Source organism: Citrobacter sp. VF227 (genome assembly GCF_052950715.1).
Window position 1 is genome coordinate 129,021 of sequence record NZ_JBRFVF010000005.1, and the last position, 17,864, is coordinate 146,884.

At 55.0% G+C, this 17,864-nt stretch carries 15 protein-coding genes and 1 riboswitch; of the genes, 9 read left to right on the top strand and 6 right to left on the bottom strand.

Annotated features, from left to right (window positions below; translation table 11 throughout):
- Positions 1-141: 141 nt before the first annotated feature.
- Both ACU8YC_RS16920 and zntA read left to right on the top strand, forming a co-directional pair.
- Positions 142-768, top strand: coding sequence for a lysoplasmalogenase (locus ACU8YC_RS16920; protein ID WP_151216897.1), 627 nt, complete (start codon positions 142-144; stop codon positions 766-768).
- A 74-nt stretch (positions 769-842) separates the two neighbouring features.
- Positions 843-3,041 carry a Zn(II)/Cd(II)/Pb(II) translocating P-type ATPase ZntA gene (zntA, locus tag ACU8YC_RS16925; RefSeq protein ID WP_286539375.1) on the top strand — a complete coding sequence of 733 codons (2,199 nt, stop codon included), beginning with the start codon at positions 843-845 and terminating at the stop codon, positions 3,039-3,041.
- Between the two features lie 41 nt (positions 3,042-3,082).
- Here the strand turns inward: zntA and tusA are convergent, their stop codons facing one another.
- Positions 3,083-3,328, bottom strand: a complete 246-nt coding sequence (tusA, locus tag ACU8YC_RS16930; protein ID WP_005121576.1) for a sulfurtransferase TusA — start codon at positions 3,326-3,328, stop codon at positions 3,083-3,085.
- A gap of 168 nt (positions 3,329-3,496) precedes the next feature.
- Between tusA and ACU8YC_RS16935 the strand changes: the two genes are divergently transcribed.
- Together ACU8YC_RS16935 and ACU8YC_RS16940 are read left to right on the top strand one after the other, a co-directional pair.
- Entirely contained in the window at positions 3,497-4,162 is a 666-nt protein-coding gene (locus ACU8YC_RS16935; protein ID WP_019078120.1) for a 7-cyano-7-deazaguanine/7-aminomethyl-7-deazaguanine transporter, read from the top strand.
- Positions 4,163-4,234: 72 nt separating this feature from the next.
- A complete protein-coding gene (locus tag ACU8YC_RS16940) occupies positions 4,235-4,792 on the top strand; it encodes a DcrB family lipoprotein (protein WP_151216899.1) in 558 nt (185 codons plus the stop codon).
- A 3-nt stretch (positions 4,793-4,795) separates the two neighbouring features.
- Here ACU8YC_RS16940 and ACU8YC_RS16945 read toward each other — a convergent pair whose 3' ends face one another.
- Entirely contained in the window at positions 4,796-6,013 is a 1,218-nt protein-coding gene (locus ACU8YC_RS16945) for an MFS transporter (protein ID WP_446895573.1), read from the bottom strand.
- Between the two features lie 132 nt (positions 6,014-6,145).
- Between ACU8YC_RS16945 and ACU8YC_RS16950 the strand changes: the two genes are divergently transcribed.
- The 3 genes from ACU8YC_RS16950 to nikR all read left to right on the top strand — a co-directional run bounded on the left by ACU8YC_RS16950 (position 6,146) and on the right by nikR (position 8,287).
- On the top strand, positions 6,146-7,195 hold the full coding sequence (locus tag ACU8YC_RS16950; RefSeq protein ID WP_151216900.1) for an AI-2E family transporter: 1,050 nt from the start codon (positions 6,146-6,148) through the stop codon (positions 7,193-7,195).
- A 62-nt stretch (positions 7,196-7,257) separates the two neighbouring features.
- Positions 7,258-7,836 carry a 4'-phosphopantetheinyl transferase AcpT gene (gene acpT / locus ACU8YC_RS16955; RefSeq protein ID WP_151216901.1) on the top strand — a complete coding sequence of 193 codons (579 nt, stop codon included), beginning with the start codon at positions 7,258-7,260 and terminating at the stop codon, positions 7,834-7,836.
- Between the two features lie 49 nt (positions 7,837-7,885).
- Positions 7,886-8,287 (top strand): nickel-responsive transcriptional regulator NikR, encoded by a 402-nt coding sequence (gene nikR / locus ACU8YC_RS16960; RefSeq protein ID WP_151216902.1) that lies wholly within the window; start codon positions 7,886-7,888, stop codon positions 8,285-8,287.
- 17 nt (positions 8,288-8,304) lie between these two features.
- Here the strand turns inward: nikR and ACU8YC_RS16965 are convergent, their stop codons facing one another.
- From ACU8YC_RS16965 to ACU8YC_RS16975, 3 genes are read right to left on the bottom strand one after another with little or no spacing between them, the layout of a single operon-like run.
- Positions 8,305-9,429 (bottom strand): ABC transporter permease, encoded by a 1,125-nt coding sequence (locus ACU8YC_RS16965; RefSeq protein ID WP_187259953.1) that lies wholly within the window; start codon positions 9,427-9,429, stop codon positions 8,305-8,307.
- A complete protein-coding gene (gene rbbA / locus ACU8YC_RS16970) occupies positions 9,429-12,176 on the bottom strand; it encodes a ribosome-associated ATPase/putative transporter RbbA (protein WP_187253822.1) in 2,748 nt (915 codons plus the stop codon). The genes ACU8YC_RS16965 and rbbA overlap by 1 nt, the downstream gene beginning before the upstream one ends.
- Positions 12,173-13,240, bottom strand: coding sequence for an HlyD family secretion protein (locus tag ACU8YC_RS16975; RefSeq protein WP_151216905.1), 1,068 nt, complete (start codon positions 13,238-13,240; stop codon positions 12,173-12,175). The genes rbbA and ACU8YC_RS16975 overlap by 4 nt, the downstream gene beginning before the upstream one ends.
- A gap of 401 nt (positions 13,241-13,641) precedes the next feature.
- A riboswitch (M-box (ykoK) riboswitch) is annotated at positions 13,642-13,825 on the top strand.
- A gap of 57 nt (positions 13,826-13,882) precedes the next feature.
- On the opposite strand from ACU8YC_RS16975, the gene ACU8YC_RS16980 reads away from it, so the two are divergent.
- On the top strand, positions 13,883-14,896 hold the full coding sequence (locus ACU8YC_RS16980) for a magnesium transporter (protein WP_151216906.1): 1,014 nt from the start codon (positions 13,883-13,885) through the stop codon (positions 14,894-14,896).
- Between the two features lie 38 nt (positions 14,897-14,934).
- On the opposite strand, the gene ACU8YC_RS16985 is transcribed toward ACU8YC_RS16980, so the two are convergent.
- Positions 14,935-16,128, bottom strand: coding sequence for a BaiN/RdsA family NAD(P)/FAD-dependent oxidoreductase (locus ACU8YC_RS16985; protein ID WP_187253824.1), 1,194 nt, complete (start codon positions 16,126-16,128; stop codon positions 14,935-14,937).
- Positions 16,129-16,357: 229 nt separating this feature from the next.
- Between ACU8YC_RS16985 and pitA the strand changes: the two genes are divergently transcribed.
- Positions 16,358-17,857, top strand: a complete 1,500-nt coding sequence (gene pitA, locus ACU8YC_RS16990) for an inorganic phosphate transporter PitA (RefSeq protein WP_187253825.1) — start codon at positions 16,358-16,360, stop codon at positions 17,855-17,857.
- The last annotated feature ends 7 nt before the right edge of the window (positions 17,858-17,864 follow it).

Genomic DNA, 17,864 nt, shown 5'->3' on the forward strand with positions numbered 1-17,864 from the left:
ATTATTAACCCATCAGAAAATGCGGAAATAAGCATACATTGCCCGTTATGGTGTTGTCATCTGGCAGTATCGACCTCTACACTGGACAATAGAGCCGTAAGCACCCCGCTTACGAAAAAATAACGAATTCAAGGAACTAAGATGCTTTGGTCGTTTATCGCTGTCTGCCTTTCCGCATGGTTGTTCGTGGATGCTTCCTATCGTGGGCCTGCCTGGCAACGCTGGGTCTTTAAACCCCTGACGTTACTCCTGCTGGCGCTGCTGGCCTGGCAGGCGCCAATGTTTAACGCTATCAGTTACCTGGTACTGGCTGGCTTGCTGGCCTCGCTGCTGGGCGACGCGCTGACGCTATTGCCGCGCCAACGCCTGCTGTACGCAGTAGGGGCATTCTTCCTGTCGCATCTGCTGTATACCATTTACTTCGCCAGCCAAATGACGTTGTCGCTCTTCTGGCCTTTGCCGTTGGTACTGGCGGTGCTGGGGGCGTTGCTGATTGCCGTGATCTGGACGCGTCTGGAAGAATTGCGCGTTGCTATTTGTACCTTTATTGGCATCACGCTGATGATGGTCTGGATGGCTGGCGAACTGTGGTTCTTCCGCCCGACCGCTCCGGCGCTGTCGGCATTTATGGGCGCATCACTCCTGTTCATCGGCAATATTGTCTGGCTGAGTAGCCATTATCGTCGCCGCTTCCGCGCCGATAACGCCATTGCAGCCGCCTGCTACTTCGCCGGACATTTCCTGATTGTTCGTTCGTTGTATCTTTAAAAAGCTTGACTCTGGAGTCGACTCCAGAGTGTATCCTCCGGTTAATACGAAATGATTATCAACCGGAGGATGCCATGCCGACACCCGCTACCAATGGCAAAAAAGCCCCACAATTCTCTTCTTTCAAGCCAGTCCCTGCGCCACAAAAGGCTGACGATTGCTGCTGCGAGGGAAGTTGCTCTACCCCACCCCCCGTATCCGATACCGTAATAGGTACCCGTTATTCCTGGAAAGTGGCAGGCATGGACTGCGCGGCCTGCGCCCGAAAAGTAGAGAATGCAGCCCGCCAGGTCAGCGGCGTCAACCAGGCCCAGGTGTTGTTTGCCACCGAAAAACTGGTCGTCGACGCCAGTTCCGATATCCGCCAGCAAGTTGAAAACGCAGTGCAAAAAGCAGGCTATACCCTGCGCGATGAAAACGCGACGGAAGCCGCCCCCGAGTCACGTTTTAAAGAAAACTTGCCGCTGATTTCGCTGATTATCATGATGGCGATTAGCTGGGGGCTGGAGCAATTCAATCACCCCTTCGGCCAGATAGCGTTTATCGCTACCACCCTGGTCGGTCTGTGCCCCATTGCCCGTCAGGCTCTGCGTCTGATGAAAACTGGCAGCTACTTTGCCATTGAAACATTAATGAGCGTGGCCGCCATCGGCGCGCTGTTTATCGGCGCGACGGCGGAAGCCGCCATGGTGCTGCTGCTGTTTTTAATTGGCGAGCGCCTGGAAGGATGGGCTGCCAGCCGTGCCCGTAAAGGGGTCAGCGCGCTGATGGCGCTCAAACCGGAAACCGCCACACGTCTGCGTAACGGCGAACGCGAAGAGGTGGCTATTAATACCCTCCGCCCTGGCGATATTATCGAAGTTGCCGCGGGTGGGCGTTTACCAGCTGACGGCAAACTGGTTTCCGGTTTTGCCAGTTTTGATGAAAGCGCCCTGACCGGCGAATCGATCCCGGTTGAACGTGCCACCGGCGAGAAAGTCCCGGCAGGCGCCACCAGCGTGGATCGTCTGGTCACGCTGGAAGTGCTCTCCGAACCGGGCGCCAGCGCCATTGACCGTATTTTGCAGTTGATTGAAGAAGCGGATGAACGTCGCGCCCCCATTGAGCGCTTTATTGACCGTTTCAGCCGGATCTACACCCCAGCCATTATGGCGGTTGCGCTGCTGGTCACCCTTGTACCACCGCTGCTGTTTGCCGCATCCTGGCAGGAGTGGATTTATAAAGGGCTGACGCTGCTGCTGATTGGCTGCCCATGCGCGCTGGTGATTTCAACCCCCGCAGCCATTACCTCTGGTCTTGCCGCCGCGGCGCGTCGTGGCGCGTTAATCAAAGGCGGGGCCGCGCTGGAACAACTGGGTAGAGTTACGCAGGTCGCGTTTGATAAAACCGGCACTCTGACCGTGGGTAAACCGCGCGTCACGGCGATTCACCCGGCGAGCGGTATTGGTGAAGCTGAACTACTGGCGCTGGCGGCGGCAGTAGAACAAGGCGCGACACACCCGCTGGCGCAGGCGATTGTTCGGGAAGCACAAACGCGTGAACTGGTTATACCTGTCGCGAAAGAACAGCGCGCATTAGTCGGCACTGGCATTGAAGCGCTGGTCGATGGCGAGCGCGTGCTGATTTGCGCCGCCGGTAAGCAACCTGCCGATGCTTTTGCCGGGCAGATAAGCGAACTTGAAAGCGCGGGCCAAACGGTGGTGCTGGTGCTACGTAACGAGGCCGTACTCGGCGTGCTGGCCTTACAGGACACGCTACGCGAGGATGCCCGCCACGCCATCAGCGAACTTAATCAGATTGGCGTGAAAGGGGTGATTCTGACCGGTGATAACCCACGTGCAGCGGCCGCCATTGCAGGCGAACTGGGTCTTGAATTCAAAGCGGGGCTATTGCCGGAAGATAAAGTACAGGCCGTTACCCATCTCAACCAACAGTCGCCGCTGGCGATGGTTGGCGACGGCATCAACGACGCTCCGGCGATGAAAGCAGCCACCATCGGTATTGCCATGGGGAGCGGAACCGACGTCGCGCTGGAGACCGCCGATGCCGCCCTGACCCACAACCGCCTGCGTGGTCTGGTGCAAATGATTCAACTGGCACGCGCTACCCACGCCAATATTCGCCAGAACATTGCGATTGCGTTGGGTCTGAAGGGGATTTTCCTCGTCACCACACTGCTCGGGATAACCGGACTGTGGCTGGCTGTACTGGCAGATACGGGGGCGACGGTACTGGTGACCGCTAACGCGCTGCGGTTGTTACGTAAAGGATAGTTTTTTGCCGGATAAGCATTGGCGCCATCCGGCAAACAAAACTACTGACCTTTACGCAGCAGATAGCGGTACGGCAGCGAGTCGGTCTCTTTGGCCACCAGCTCATGTTCCATAAAGGTACAGAAACCGGGAATATCACGGGTTGTCGCCGGATCGTCGGCGACAATCAGCAGTGTTTCACCCGCCTGCATGCCGCGCACGGTTTTGCGCACCATCATAACAGGTTCCGGACAGCGCAGCCCCTGAGCATCAAGAGTATGGTCGGGAGAGGTAAACAGATCGCTCATCGTAGTCTCGTTCATTCAAAAACGGCGTTATTTTACGCTCTGTTGTGACGTAAGCCAATCAGGATAACGATTGCGTGAAAAACAACCATTGCAATGTGTTCTTAAAGCAGTATCATGCGACGGTTTTTTATTGGGTTCCCTCACCCCATCCAACAAAAAGGTCACAATATGACTCCGTTTACACAATCTCAGCGCGTAAAAGCGTTGTTTTGGCTATCGCTATTTCATCTGCTGGTGATCACCTCCAGCAACTATCTGGTGCAGCTACCGATCTCCATTTTTGGTTTCCATACCACATGGGGCGCGTTTAGCTTTCCGTTTATTTTCCTCGCCACTGACCTGACCGTGCGTATTTTTGGCGCGCCGTTGGCACGACGCATCATCTTCGCGGTGATGATCCCCGCGCTGCTGATCTCTTATGTCGTTTCATCACTGTTCTATATGGGATCGTGGCAGGGATTTGGCGCACTGCTGCACTTTAACCTGTTTGTTGCCCGTATCGCCGCCGCCAGCTTTATGGCTTACGCGCTGGGACAAATTCTGGATGTGCATGTCTTTAACCGCCTGCGCCAGAACCGTCGCTGGTGGCTGGCACCAACGGCCTCCACCCTGTTTGGCAACATCAGCGATACGTTAGCCTTCTTCTTTATCGCCTTCTGGCGCAGCCCGGATGCCTTTATGGCCGAACACTGGATGGAAATCGCGCTGGTCGATTACTGTTTCAAGGTGCTGATCAGCATTATTTTCTTCCTGCCGATGTACGGCGTGCTGCTGAATATGCTGCTGAAAAGGCTCGCAGATAAATCCGAAATCTCTGCATTGCAGACGAGTTAAAGGTTCATTTTCCGAGTTGTGATAAGATGGACGAATGAGCCGTTATGGCCGTTTATCGAAAGGAAGAAGTCAATGCGCAATCTGGTTAAATATGTCGGTATTGGCCTGCTGGTTATGGGGCTTGCGGCCTGTGATAATAGCGATACAAAAGCGCCAGCAGAGAAGACTGCCGCAGAAAGTAACGCCACCGGACAACCGGTCAGCCTGCTGGACGGCAAACTCAGTTTTTCTCTGCCAGCGGATATGACCGATCAGAGCGGTAAGCTGGGGACTCAGGCGAACAATATGCACGTCTATTCTGACGCAACCGGCCAGAAAGCGGTGATTGTGATTGTCGGCGACAATACCAACGACGACCTGGCTGTGCTGGCAAAACGCCTGGAAGAGCAGCAACGTAGCCGCGACCCGCAGCTGCAGGTCGTCACCAATAAATCCATTGAGCTGAAAGGCCACACGCTGCAGCAGTTAGACAGCATCATCTCGGCTAAAGGCCAGACCGCTTACTCTTCTGTGGTGTTAGGCAAAGTAGATAACCAACTGCTGACCCTGCAAATCACGCTGCCTGCTGACGATCAGCAAAAAGCGCAGACGACAGCAGAAAACATCATTAACACGCTGGTTATCCAGTAACGGTTAAGACGATGACGCGGCCTCCGGTGACCCCACCTGAGGCCGTTTTTTTAACCGCCAGGTCAGTAATAACGCCACTGCTACCAGCCCTGCCGCCGCCAGATAGATAACTGGCACGCCCGCCCACGTCATTACCAGCCCAGCCAGCGGCCCGGTAACCCCCAGCGATAAATCCATAAACACCGTGTAGGTCGCCAGCGCAGCGCCCTGGTTTTGCTGCGGGACGGCTTTTACCGCCACCACGCCCAACGCCGGGAAAACCAGCGAGAACCCCGCCCCGGCCAGCAGAACACCGATTTTTGCCATCCACGGCATGGAAGCCATCCCGACCAGTAACAGCCCAACAATCTCGACGCTAAAGCAGATCATCGCCACATTCAGTCCGCCTAAGCGGTTGATCCCATTTGGGAACAACAGACGCGTGCCCACAAACGTGCAGCTAAAAAGCGTCAGCGCGAAAGCCGCGCCGTCCCAGCCTTTGGCATCATAAAACAGGGTAATGAAAGTGGCGATCACGCCAAATCCGGCGGAGGCCAGGGCCAGCGCCATACCATACAACCAGACGCGCCCGAGCACCGCGCGGAACGGCAATGGTTTGCCTTTGCTGGCCTTTACCGCCTCACGAGGAAGCGCCAGCAATATTGCCGACAGCGCTACGCCCATTACCGTCAGCGCCAGTCCCTGTAAGCCACCCCAGGCATAACACAGTACACCCAGTGGGGCGCCTATCGCCATCGCACCATAGGTCACGATGCCGTTCCAGGAAATCACCCGCCCAATGTGCATTGAACCCACGACCCCTACGCCCCACAGCGTAGAGCCGGTCCCGGCAAAGCTTTGCCCGATCCCAAGGATCACGCGACCCAGGCATAACAGCAGCAGACTGGCCAGCGGCCAGTCGTTCGTTGACCCCGCCAGTAAATAACCCAGACCACTTAAAAAGCAGCCACACAGCCCGAATACCACAATTTTCTTTGGCCCCAGCAGGTCGGCATAGCGACCGGCATGTGGACGGCTCAGCAGCGTAGCGAAATATTGCAGGCTGATGACCAATCCAGCCCAGAAGGCGCTGAACCCCATCACATCATGGACATAGCCTGGCAATACCGCGAGCGGCAGGCCGATGGTCAGATAGCTGGCGAAGTTGAACATCACCACAGAGACAATGCGCAGATTAAGGCGTAAACCGCTCAGCGTCAGTTCAGCGACGGGTTCGGGCATGGAGAGTCACCACGTTTTCACAACAGTGTTTCATTTCTACCATGTTGCCGCACAGAAATCAGCAGTCAGTTTAGGAATCTCAGCCGCAAGCCAGCCGCTACACTTAATGCAAAACGCAAACAGGAAGAAAATATGACAACTGCTCAGCCCGATAAAACGGGTTTGCACATTTTACTCAAACTGGCTGCTCTGGTGGTGATCCTCGCGGGTATTCATGCTGCGGCGGATATCATTGTACAGCTGCTGCTGGCCCTCTTTTTTGCCATTGTATTGAATCCGCTGGTCACCTGGTTTATTCGCCGGGGAGTAAGCCGCCCGGTAGCCATTACGCTCGTGGTAGTGGTCATGCTGATCGTCCTCACGGCACTGGTCGGCGTTCTGGCATCTTCGATCACTGAATTCATGGCCATGCTGCCCAAATACAATAAGGAGCTGACGCGCAAGGTCCTGCATCTGCAAGAGATGCTTCCCTTTCTAAATCTGCATATGTCCCCGGAGCGCATGCTACAACGCATGGACTCCGACAAAATAATGACCTTCACCACCACGCTGATGACAAGTCTTTCCGGCGCCATGGCCAGCGTTGTTCTGCTGGTAATGACGGTCGTCTTTATGCTGTTTGAGGTGCGTCATGTTCCTTATAAGCTGCGCTTTGCGCTGAACAACCCACAAATCCATATTGCGGGGCTGCATCGGGCGCTCAAGGGTGTATCTCACTATCTGGCGCTGAAAACGTTGCTCAGCCTATGGACCGGCGCTATCGTCTGGTTGGGGCTGGCGCTAATGGGGATTCAGTTTGCTCTGATGTGGGGCGTACTAGCCTTCTTGCTAAACTACGTGCCCAACATTGGCTCGGTCATTTCCGCCGTCCCGCCCATGATCCAGGCGCTACTGTTCAACGGCATTTACGAATGTGTGCTGGTTGGCGCGCTGTTCCTGGTGGTGCATATGGTGATTGGCAACATCCTCGAACCGCGCATGATGGGGCATCGCTTGGGATTATCGACGCTTATCGTCTTCCTCTCTCTGTTGGTATGGGGATGGCTGCTCGGCCCGGTAGGCATGCTGCTCTCTGTGCCGTTAACCAGCGTATGTAAAATCTGGATGGAAACGACCACAGGCGGCAGCAAACTGGCAATTTTGCTTGGACCCGGCAGGCCCAAAAGCCGATTGCCTGGATAAACTTGCAAACAGCATGTGAAGAATGGTACACAACCCCATTATTACTAAAGGTTAGCCCTGATATGTACCGGATCGTTCTTGGGAAAGTTTCTGTTTTAAGCACTGACGCACTGCCCAACGCACTGAGTGAACAAGCCCCACAAGGAGCTCACCGTGCGCGCTGGATTGCAGGCCGGGTGCTGCTTTCCCATGTTCTTTCACCATTACCGGACATCGTCTACGGTGAGCAAGGAAAACCGGCTTTTTCCGCCGACACCCCGTTGTGGTTCAATCTCAGCCACAGCGGCGATGATATCGCCCTGCTGCTCAGCGACGAAGGGGAAGTCGGCTGCGATATTGAAGTCGTCCGCCCACAAGATAACTGGCAAACGCTGGCAAATACGGTATTCAGTCTCGGAGAACATGCCGAAGTCGAGGCTGAACACCCGGAGCAGCAACTGGCAGCATTCTGGCGCATCTGGACGCGTAAAGAAGCTATCGTTAAACAGCGCGGCGGCAGCGCCTGGCAAATTGTCAGCGTCGACAGTACCGCGCTAACTTCCTCGCTCTCTGTCAGCCAGTGCCAGTTTGACACCCTGAGCCTGGCGGTATGCACGCCAACGCCGTTTACCCTGACCGCCGACGCCGTACAAAGGCTGTAACGCTTTCATTCCCGTGCGCCGCCGCGCAATATCGTAAGGTTGAAATCTGATGCAACGTATCACCATCACACTTGATGACGATTTATTAGAAACGCTCGACGGCCTGAGCCAACGCCGTGGCTACCACAACCGTTCCGAAGCGATCCGCGATATTCTGCGCAGCGCACTGGCGCAGGAAACGACCCAGGAGCACGGCACACAAGGGTTCGCGGTGCTTTCGTATGTTTATGAGCATGAGAAGCGTGACCTGGCGAGCCGCATTGTTTCGACCCAGCATCACCACCACGATTTGTCGGTCGCTACACTGCACGTGCACATCAACCATGACGACTGCCTGGAAATCGCCGTACTAAAAGGCGACATGGGCGATGTGCAACATTTTGCCGATGACGTGATCTCCCAACGCGGGGTGCGCCACGGTCATTTGCAGTGCCTGCCGAAAGAAGAGTGAGTGCCTGTGCCGGATGTTTACGCCATCGTACCAATCGTCTTTCTAAAGCGCAGCAGCGCTATCATGAAGAACGCACTACCAATCGCCAGCAACGTCAGGAACTGCGGCCAGACAATACCGAACCCTGCGCCACGGTAAAGTATCGCCTGCGCGAGACTCACAAAATGCGTCGTTGGCATCGTCAACATGATGTCCTGCACCACCTGCGGCATGCTTTCACGCGGTGTGGAGCCGCCGGAGAGCATCTGTAACGGCAACAACACCAGTATCATCAGCAGTCCCAGCTGCGGCATAGAGCGCGCCAGCGTGCCCATAAAAATACCGATCGAAGTGGTTGCGAACAGGCTCAGCGCCACCCCCAGCATAAACAGAGGAATCGATCCCTCAATTGGTACGCCGAGCACGCCTTTTACCATCAGCATCAGCGACAGACCGGAAACCACCAGCACCACCAGCCCCATCGACCAGATTTTTGCCATCATGATCTCAAACGGCGTCACCGGCATCACCAGCAGATGTTCTATTGTCCCGTGCTCGCGCTCGCGAATTAGCGCCGAGCCAGTGAGCACAATCGCCAGCATGGTGATGTTGTTGATAATTGCCATCACCGCACCGAAGCGTGCAGGTTCCAGATTGGGGTTAAAGCGCATGCGCATTTCCAGCGCCACCGGCGGCTCACTGTTGTCACGGTAACGGGCCACAAAGCTGTTCACCTCGCCGCTGATGATGTTCTGGATATAGCTGTTGCCGGTAAAAGCCTGGCTCATCCGCGTGGCATCGACGTTAACCTGAATATCCGGCTGACGCCCGGCCAACACATCACGCTGAAAATCAGGCGGAATATTCACGGCGAAGGTATAGCGTCCGGCATCCAGCCCGGCATCCATCTCATCGGCGGTGATCATCTCCGGCGGTAAAAACCACGGGCGATAAAAGCTGTTCACAATCCGATTCGACAACTGCGACTGGTCCATATCGGCGATGGCAATCGGTGCCAGGTGCAACGAGCCCGGAAGGACGGTGGCGGAGGAGTAAACCGAAATCGTGAAGGCGAAGACAATCAGCGTCAGCATCGCCTTGTCGCCTAGCAGGCTGCGTAACTCTTTGATACCGAGGTTATAAATATTACGTAGTCGGCGCATCACCCCTCCTGTTTTTTCAGCAGTAATACGCTCAAACCAATCACCACCGGAATGGCTATCGCCAGCGGCATAAACAGCTGCCAGAGATCCGTCAGATCCAGCGCTTTAGAGAACGTCCCGCGCGCGATGGTCAGAAAATGGCTGGTCGGGTAAATTTCGCCAATCCAGCGTCCAGGCCCTTCGAGCGAGGCGACCGGGTCAATCATCCCGGAAAACTGCGTCGCCGGGATCAGCGTAATAATTGCCGTACCAAAAATGGCCGCGATCTGGCTTTTCATAAACGTGGAGATGAATAGCCCAAGCCCGGTGGCAATGGTGACGTACAGCAGCGCGGCCAGCGTCAGGGTCATAAAGCTGCCCTTATGCGGGACGCCGAACACAAACACCGACAGCGCGCACAGCAGCAGGAAGTTCAGCATGCCCAGCACGATGTAAGGCAACTGTTTACCGAGTAAAAACTCGCTGCGGGTGGTGGGCGTAACGTACAGGTTGATAATCGATCCAAGTTCTTTCTCGCGCACCACGCTCAAGGCGCTGAGCATAGAAGGGATCATCATCAGCAGCAGCGGGATGACTGCTGGAACAATCGCCGGCAAACTCTTCACATCGGGGTTGTAGCGATAGCGAGTTTCAATGGTCATCAGCCCATTTTGCCCTCTGGCATTGGGTTGACGTGCCATCACGTCCTGTAGCCAGGTCTGGTGCATCGCCTGCACATAGCCTCTGACCGTTTCAGCACGGCTCGGCATTGCGCCATCGACCCAGACGCCAATCTTCACCGGCGTGCCACGCGCGATATCGCGGCCAAAGTTTGGCGGGATCTCTATTGCTACCGCTACTTCGCCCGAACGCATCCGTTTGTCCAGCTCGTCATAACTGGTGAGCGGCGGCTGTTCGATAAAATAACGCGATCCCGCCAGATTGAGCGTCCACGCCTGGCTGCTGACGGTCTGGTCACGATCGAGCACCGAAAAACGCAGGTTTTCCACATCCATGCTGATGCCGTAGCCCATGATCAGCATCAGGATCACTGTGCCCATCAGCGCCAGCGTTGAACGAACCGGGTCACGTCGCAGCTCCAGCGCTTCACGTCGGCTGTAGCTAAACAAGCGCCGTAGGCTAAAGCCCTGCCGCGGCGGCTGACTATTTTCATGCGCTTTCGGAACATTGGCTGGCGGTAACTGAGCTTCCGGTACCGGGCCTGCCGCTTCCTGTAACCAGGAGATAAACGCCTCTTCCAGACTGGCGGCACCACGCTGTTTCACCAGTTCCTGCGGCGTGCCGCTGGCGAGTACTTTTCCGGCGTGCATCAGCGACATCCGGTCGCAGCGCTCCGCTTCGTTCATAAAGTGGGTGGAGATAAAAATGGTCACTTTGTCCTGCCGCGACAGATCGACCATCAGTTGCCAGAACATGTCCCTCGCCACCGGATCGACCCCGGAGGTCGGCTCATCAAGAATGAGCATTTCCGGACGATGGATCACCGCCACCGCCAGCGACAGGCGTTGACGGATCCCCAACGGCAGCGCGCCAGGCAACGCGTCTTCGACATCGGTCAGCGAAAAGCGCTCGCTCATCTCTTGTACCCGTCCCGGGATTTCTGCCTCGGGGATATGGAACAGTCGCGCGTGCAGCTCAAGGTTTTGCCGCACGGTCAGCTCGCTGTAAAGCGAAAACGCCTGCGACATATAGCCTACCCGGCTGCGGGTATCGATATTCTTCGGATCTACCGCTTGCCCAAACAACCATGCCTCACCTTCGCTTGCGGGCAGCAGACCAGTGAGCATCTTCATGGTGGTGGATTTACCGCACCCGTTGGAGCCGAGAAAACCGAAGATCTCCCCGCGCGGAATACGAAAGTTAACGTGGTCAACGGCAACAAACTTACCGAAGCGCATAGTCAGATCTTTCGCTTCAATAGCAATCTCTTCGTGTTCAGCGTGATACGGCGGGATCACCACCGGCTTATGCGCCTGACGCTGGGCTTCGGGTAACAGCGCGATAAACGCCTGCTCCAGCGTGTCGCTGTTGGTTTGTTCACGCAGCTGCTGGGCGCTCCCGGTGGCTAATACTTCCCCGGCGTTCATCGCCACCAGCCAGTCAAAGCGCTCGGCTTCTTCCATGTAGGCGGTCGCAACCAGCACGCTCATGTTGGTCTGCCGCTGGCGAATGCTGTTAATCAGATCCCAGAACTGGGCGCGGGACAGCGGATCGACCCCGGTGGTGGGTTCATCGAGAATTAACAGTTCCGGGTCGTGAATTAACGCGCAGCACAGTCCCAGCTTTTGCTTCATCCCACCTGAGAGTTTCCCGGCGGGACGGTCGCGAAACGGCGCCAGTCCGGTGCTGTTCAGCAGCTCGGTTATCCGCGCTTCGCGTTCCGCTTTGTCATGGCCAAACAGCCGGGCAAAGAAATCGACGTTCTCATATACCGACAACGTATGGTACAGGTTTTTCCCTAATCCCTGCGGCATCCAGGCAATACGCGGACAGACATCCTGGCGATGTTTCGGGTCACGCATATCGCCGCCCAGCACCATCACGTTGCCGTGTTCAATGACCCGCGCGCCGGAGATGAGCGACAGCAGACTCGATTTTCCGACGCCATCCGGACCAATCAGCCCCACCATACAGCGGGCGGGAATATCCAGCGTGATATTGTTCAGCGCTACCGTTTTCCCGTAATGCTGACTCACGCCGTCAAGGTGCGCCACGGGAGGAACGGGAAGGCGCGCCAGATGCGTCATTGCGGCAACCTCACGACCAGGTCGTCAGGCCAGGGGCGATTTTCATCGACACGCACCCACGCCATGCCCGGTAGACCGGTTTTCACATACTCCAGATGCTGCTGCAACAGTTCTGGCGGGATACGCGCTTTAACACGGAACATCAGCTTCAGTCGTTCATCGCTGGTTTCGACCGTTTTCGGCGTGAACTGCGCCACGCTTGCCACAAAGCTGATGGTCGCCGGAATACGCAGATCCGGTGCAGCGTCCAGCACCAGGCGGGCTTCACCGCCAATCTTTAATAAACCGGCCTGTTCAGTCGGTAAGAAGAACGTCATGTAAACATCACTGAGATCGACCATATTCAGCACGCGCCCCCCCGCGGAAAGGACCTCACCCGGTTCGGCTACGCGGTACTGTACGCGACCATCGCGCGGGGCTTTCAGTTCGCTGTCATCAATATCAGCTGCAATACGACGTTCGGTGGCCTGCGCGGCTTCTACGCGGGTTTGCGCCTGAATAATGCTGGTGCGGGCGGCTTCAATCGCGGCTTTTGCCGCAGAGACCTGCGCCTTTGCGGATTCCAGCGCCGCGCGCGCGCTTTCCGCCGCAGCCCTGTCGTCATCCAGCTGTTGCTCAGACACAGCCCCACGCTGGGACAGCGAGCGGGAACGTACGTGACGTTTAGAGACCGATTGCAGTTCCGCCTCGCGCTGCTTTACCACCGACTGCGCGGCGCGCATTTCACTTTGCCTCTGTTCCAGCAGCGCTCGTGCCGCCGCCACCGCGCTTTCGGCTTCTTTGATTTGCGCGACAGCTTCCAGTCGCTGCTCCTGCAGCACACGGGTATCCATTTTCGCCAGCACGTCGCCCTGGCGAACGAACTGCCCTTCCGAGACGAGGATTGTGTCAATTCGTCCGGCAATCTTGGTGGCAATATCCACTTCGGTAGCTTCAATTCTGCCGTTGCTGGCCGCGAAACCTTCCGGAATTCCCGCAGGACGTAACATCCACCACGCTATTGCGGCAACCGCTACCACAATACCCGCGCCCCACCACACCAGATGACGCTTAATCTTATCCATATCCGACCCGCCGTAATCCCTGTTATCAAACGATGCGTGTCACAAAGCCCACTGAACAGCTATTCAGCGGGAGATTCCATCCGGGATGAGAAGGAATGAGAAATAATGGCCAGAGTGCGGACAGGCGTGAAAGCAACGCACACCGCGAAGGACGTGAGTGACGAAAATGCTGTGAAATCGGGTAGTAATGTTGTCATCATCAGCGTTCCTGGCCGGAAATGAAACACGCATACTCATAACTGTTGTCTATTGAATACTAACACCTGGATTCAATATGTCTATTCGGTTGTCGTTTCCAGTTCAGACCTGGCACAAGGAATATTTCGTATATCAACGATTGATAAACAATCGCAACTATAAACATAATCAATGATTAGGCATCCCTATAATAGCGGCTCATTTACCGATCTCGTTATGGCGAGGCTCCTGTACAAATACAAGTTACCGCCCTGCTGGTATCGAGAGAGACCACTCAGGGAAATACAGGCATCCATCGAATCAAGGTGTTGCCAAGGTAACTTCTGACGATTTCACCATCGGACAGATACGTTGTTCAGTGCTAAAACCAGGACGTAGGGATCTGCCTGCGCTAACCCCTGTCTTGTTCGCCCCTATGAGAGATTTTTTATAGGGAATTACATCATGTCATCTATGCCACTCTGCGCCGCCCATCATCCTATGCCGGATTTCAATGGCGACGCTATCGCGCAATATATGCGCACCGATTTTATTACTCTACCCGACCATCTCAGCGTGAACGGCGCTCGCGAATACTTTGTTTCCCAACTCACAACAGATGATATTCCAGGCCAGGTCTTTGTTGTGGCAGGAAAAGCGCTGCGCGGGGTGTTATCCATCAAGCGCTTATTACAGGAAAAAGATACGTCGCTTAACATCAACCATCTTACGGACAGCTGTTTATTTCATGTAAAGCCTGATGATGAACGGGCGCAGGTCGTTGCCGAGTTAGCCGAACGCGAAGTCGACCTGGTTGCTGTCGTTGAGAAAGGCGAGCTGATTGGTTGTCTGATGGAAAAAGAGATCGCTCATCTACAGGAAGATGATGTTACCGAAGACGTTCAGCTTCAGGGCGCCACGCTGCCGCTGGAAAAACCCTATCTGGAAATTAGTCCGTGGACATTGTGGAAAAAACGTTCGGTCTGGCTCCTGCTGCTGTTTGTCGCAGAAGCCTATACCAGCAGCGTGCTTCAGCATTTTGAAGAAGCGCTGGAATCCGCAATTGCCCTGGCCTTTTTTATTCCGCTATTAATTGGTACTGGTGGCAACAGCGGTACGCAGATCACTTCGACGCTGGTACGTTCAATGGCGCTGGGGGAAGTGCGGCTGCGCGATATGGGCCGGGTGATCCGCAAAGAAGTTTCAACTTCGCTGCTGATCGCTCTGACGCTGGGTCTGGCAGGGTGCTTGCGCGCGTGGATGATGGGTATCGGCATGGAAATCACGCTGATCGTCAGCCTGACGCTGGTTTGCATTACGCTGTGGAGCGCCGTGGTGTCATCAGTGATCCCCATGGTGCTCAAGCGTATCGGCATTGATCCCGCCGTGGTTTCGGCCCCGTTTATCGCCACGCTTATCGACGGTACCGGGTTAATTATCTACTTTAAAATCGCCCAGTATTTTCTGGGTCTGAACTAATGATAACGCCCGACAGCTCAGGTTGTCGGGCATCACAGTCAGGCTGGCGCCAAATCCTGCGCGCACGCCCAGGCACTCGACCATGCCCACTGGAAGTTATAGCCGCCCAGCCAACCGGTGACGTCCATAACTTCGCCGATAAAATAGAGTCCCGGTACTTTACGTGCTTCCATCGTGCGCGATGACAGCTCATTGGTATCAACGCCGCCCAACGTGACTTCAGCGGTACGATACCCTTCCGTACCGTTCGGCTGTACCCGCCACTCGGTTAGTGTCTCGACCAACGTTTGCTGATCGCGCACATTAAGCTGCTTAAGCGAAACATCCGGGATTTGTCCAAGCTGTTGCAAACATTCCACCAGCCGCTTTGGCAACTGCATTGCCAGGGTGTTCTTTAAGCTCTGGTTAGGATGAGCACTGCGTTGGTCATCGAGGAAGCTCGCGAGGTCAACATCTGGCAACAAATTAATGCTGACAAATTCACCAGGTTGCCAAAAACTGGAAATCTGCAGCACGGCCGGGCCAGAAAGCCCACGGTGCGTAAAGAGCAGATTTTCACGAAAGACGGTGCCGTCCTCGGCGGTGATAACGGAGGAAACGGATACGCCAGAGAGAACCTGAAGCTGCTCCAGCAGCGGCTTGTGTAAGGTGAAAGGCACCAGACCTGCGCGCGTTGGCAATACGTTCAGGCCGAACTGCTCGGCAATTTTATAACCAAACGGCGTCGCGCCCAGACCCGGCATAGAGAGACCACCAGAGGCAATAACCAGCTTTTTCGTGCCCACGGTCATCCCGTTCAATTCGAGGATGAAAGCATCACCCTCTCGCCCGACGCTCAGGACTTCGCTACGTAACCGCATAGTTACGTTACCTTTTTCGCATTCCGCCACCAGCATATCGACAATTTGTTGGGCGGAATCATCACAAAACAGCTGACCCAGCGTTTTTTCATGCCAGGCAATGCCGTGTTTGCCCACCAGATCGATAAAATCCCACTGCGTATAACGCGCCAGCGCCGATTTGCAAAAATGCGGGTTTTGGCTCAAATATGCGGCCGGTTCGACATAAAGGTTGGTAAAGTTGCATCGGCCCCCGCCAGACATGAGAATCTTACGTCCAGGCTTTTTACCATTATCAATCAGCAGTACACGACTACCTGCTTGTCCTGCCTGCGCGGCACAAAACATACCTGCTGCGCCAGCGCCTATAATAACGGTATCAAACCTTTCCACGTTGCGATCCTCTCAAAAAAGCGGGTGTGAATTGTAAAGATTCCTCAGTGGTCGCACCAGCACCAAACTATCGATAAAGGGTATTTATCTGAAATATATAGGATAATTCTTTAGTGGTGTAAAACAAAGCAGGAGATAAATCAAAAAAACTCTATATTTCACTTTGCCCGCGCCGCCAAAGTCACTGATAATGCGCCGCGTTCATGTCCTCAAAATGGCGTAACGTCCTATGCTACATTTGTTTGCTGGCCTGGATTTACATACCGGGCTTTTACTATTGCTTGCTCTGGCTTTTGTGCTGTTCTACGAAGCGATTAACGGCTTCCATGATACAGCAAATGCTGTCGCAACCGTGATCTATACCCGTGCAATGCGTTCGCAATTGGCGGTGGTCATGGCTGCGGTGTTCAACTTCTTTGGTGTTTTGCTGGGCGGTCTCAGCGTGGCATATGCCATCGTGCATATGCTGCCAACGGATCTGCTGCTCAATATGGGATCGTCACATGGCCTCGCCATGGTGTTCTCCATGCTGCTGGCAGCAATTATCTGGAACCTGGGTACCTGGTACTTTGGTTTGCCTGCATCCAGCTCCCACACGCTAATTGGTGCCATTATCGGTATTGGTTTAACCAATGCGCTGATGACCGGCACTTCTGTGGTAGATGCACTTAACATTCCGAAAGTAATGGGTATTTTTGCCTCGCTTATCATCTCGCCGATTGTCGGTCTGGTGGTTGCAGGTGGTCTCATTTTCATTCTGCGTCGCTACTGGAGCGGTACGAAAAAACGTGCCCGTATCCACCTGACGCCAGCAGAACGTGAAAAGAAAGACGGTAAGAAAAAGCCGCCGTTCTGGACGCGTATTGCACTGATCCTCTCCGCTATCGGCGTAGCGTTCTCTCATGGCGCTAACGACGGGCAGAAAGGCATTGGTCTGGTGATGCTGGTGCTGATTGGCGTCGCCCCCGCTGGTTTCGTAGTAAATATGAATGCTTCCGGTTACGAAATTACCCGTACCCGCGATGCAATCAATAACGTCGAAATCTTCTTCCAGCAACGCCCTGACCTGCTGAAGCAAGCCACCGGCGTGGATCAGTTGATTCCATCTCCGGAAGCGGGCGCACCAACGCAAGCTAACGAGTTCCATTGTCACCCGGCTAATACTATTAACGCGCTGGAGCGTGCGAAAGGTATGCTGGCGAATCTGGAAACTTTCGACAAGTTAAGCGTTGAACAGCGCGGTCAACTGCGTCGCATTATGCTGTGCATCTCTGATACCACCGATAAAGTGGTGAAACTGCCTGGCGTAAGCGCTGACGACCAGCGTCTGCTGAAGAAACTGAAAGCTGACATGCTGAGCACCATTGAGTATGCACCTATCTGGATCATTATGGCCGTCGCACTGGCGCTGGGCATTGGTACCATGATTGGCTGGCGTCGTGTGGCGACGACTATCGGTGAGAAAATCGGTAAGAAAGGCATGACCTATGCTCAGGGGATGTCGGCGCAGATGACCGCCGCAGTCTCTATCGGTCTCGCCAGCTACACCGGTATGCCTGTTTCCACCACGCACGTTCTCTCCTCTTCCGTTGCAGGAACGATGGTTGTTGATGGCGGCGGTTTACAGCGTAAAACGGTGACCAGCATTCTGATGGCCTGGGTCTTCACCCTGCCAGCCGCAATTCTTCTTTCCGGCGGGCTTTACTGGCTCTCTCTGAAGCTTATCTAAGCGAATG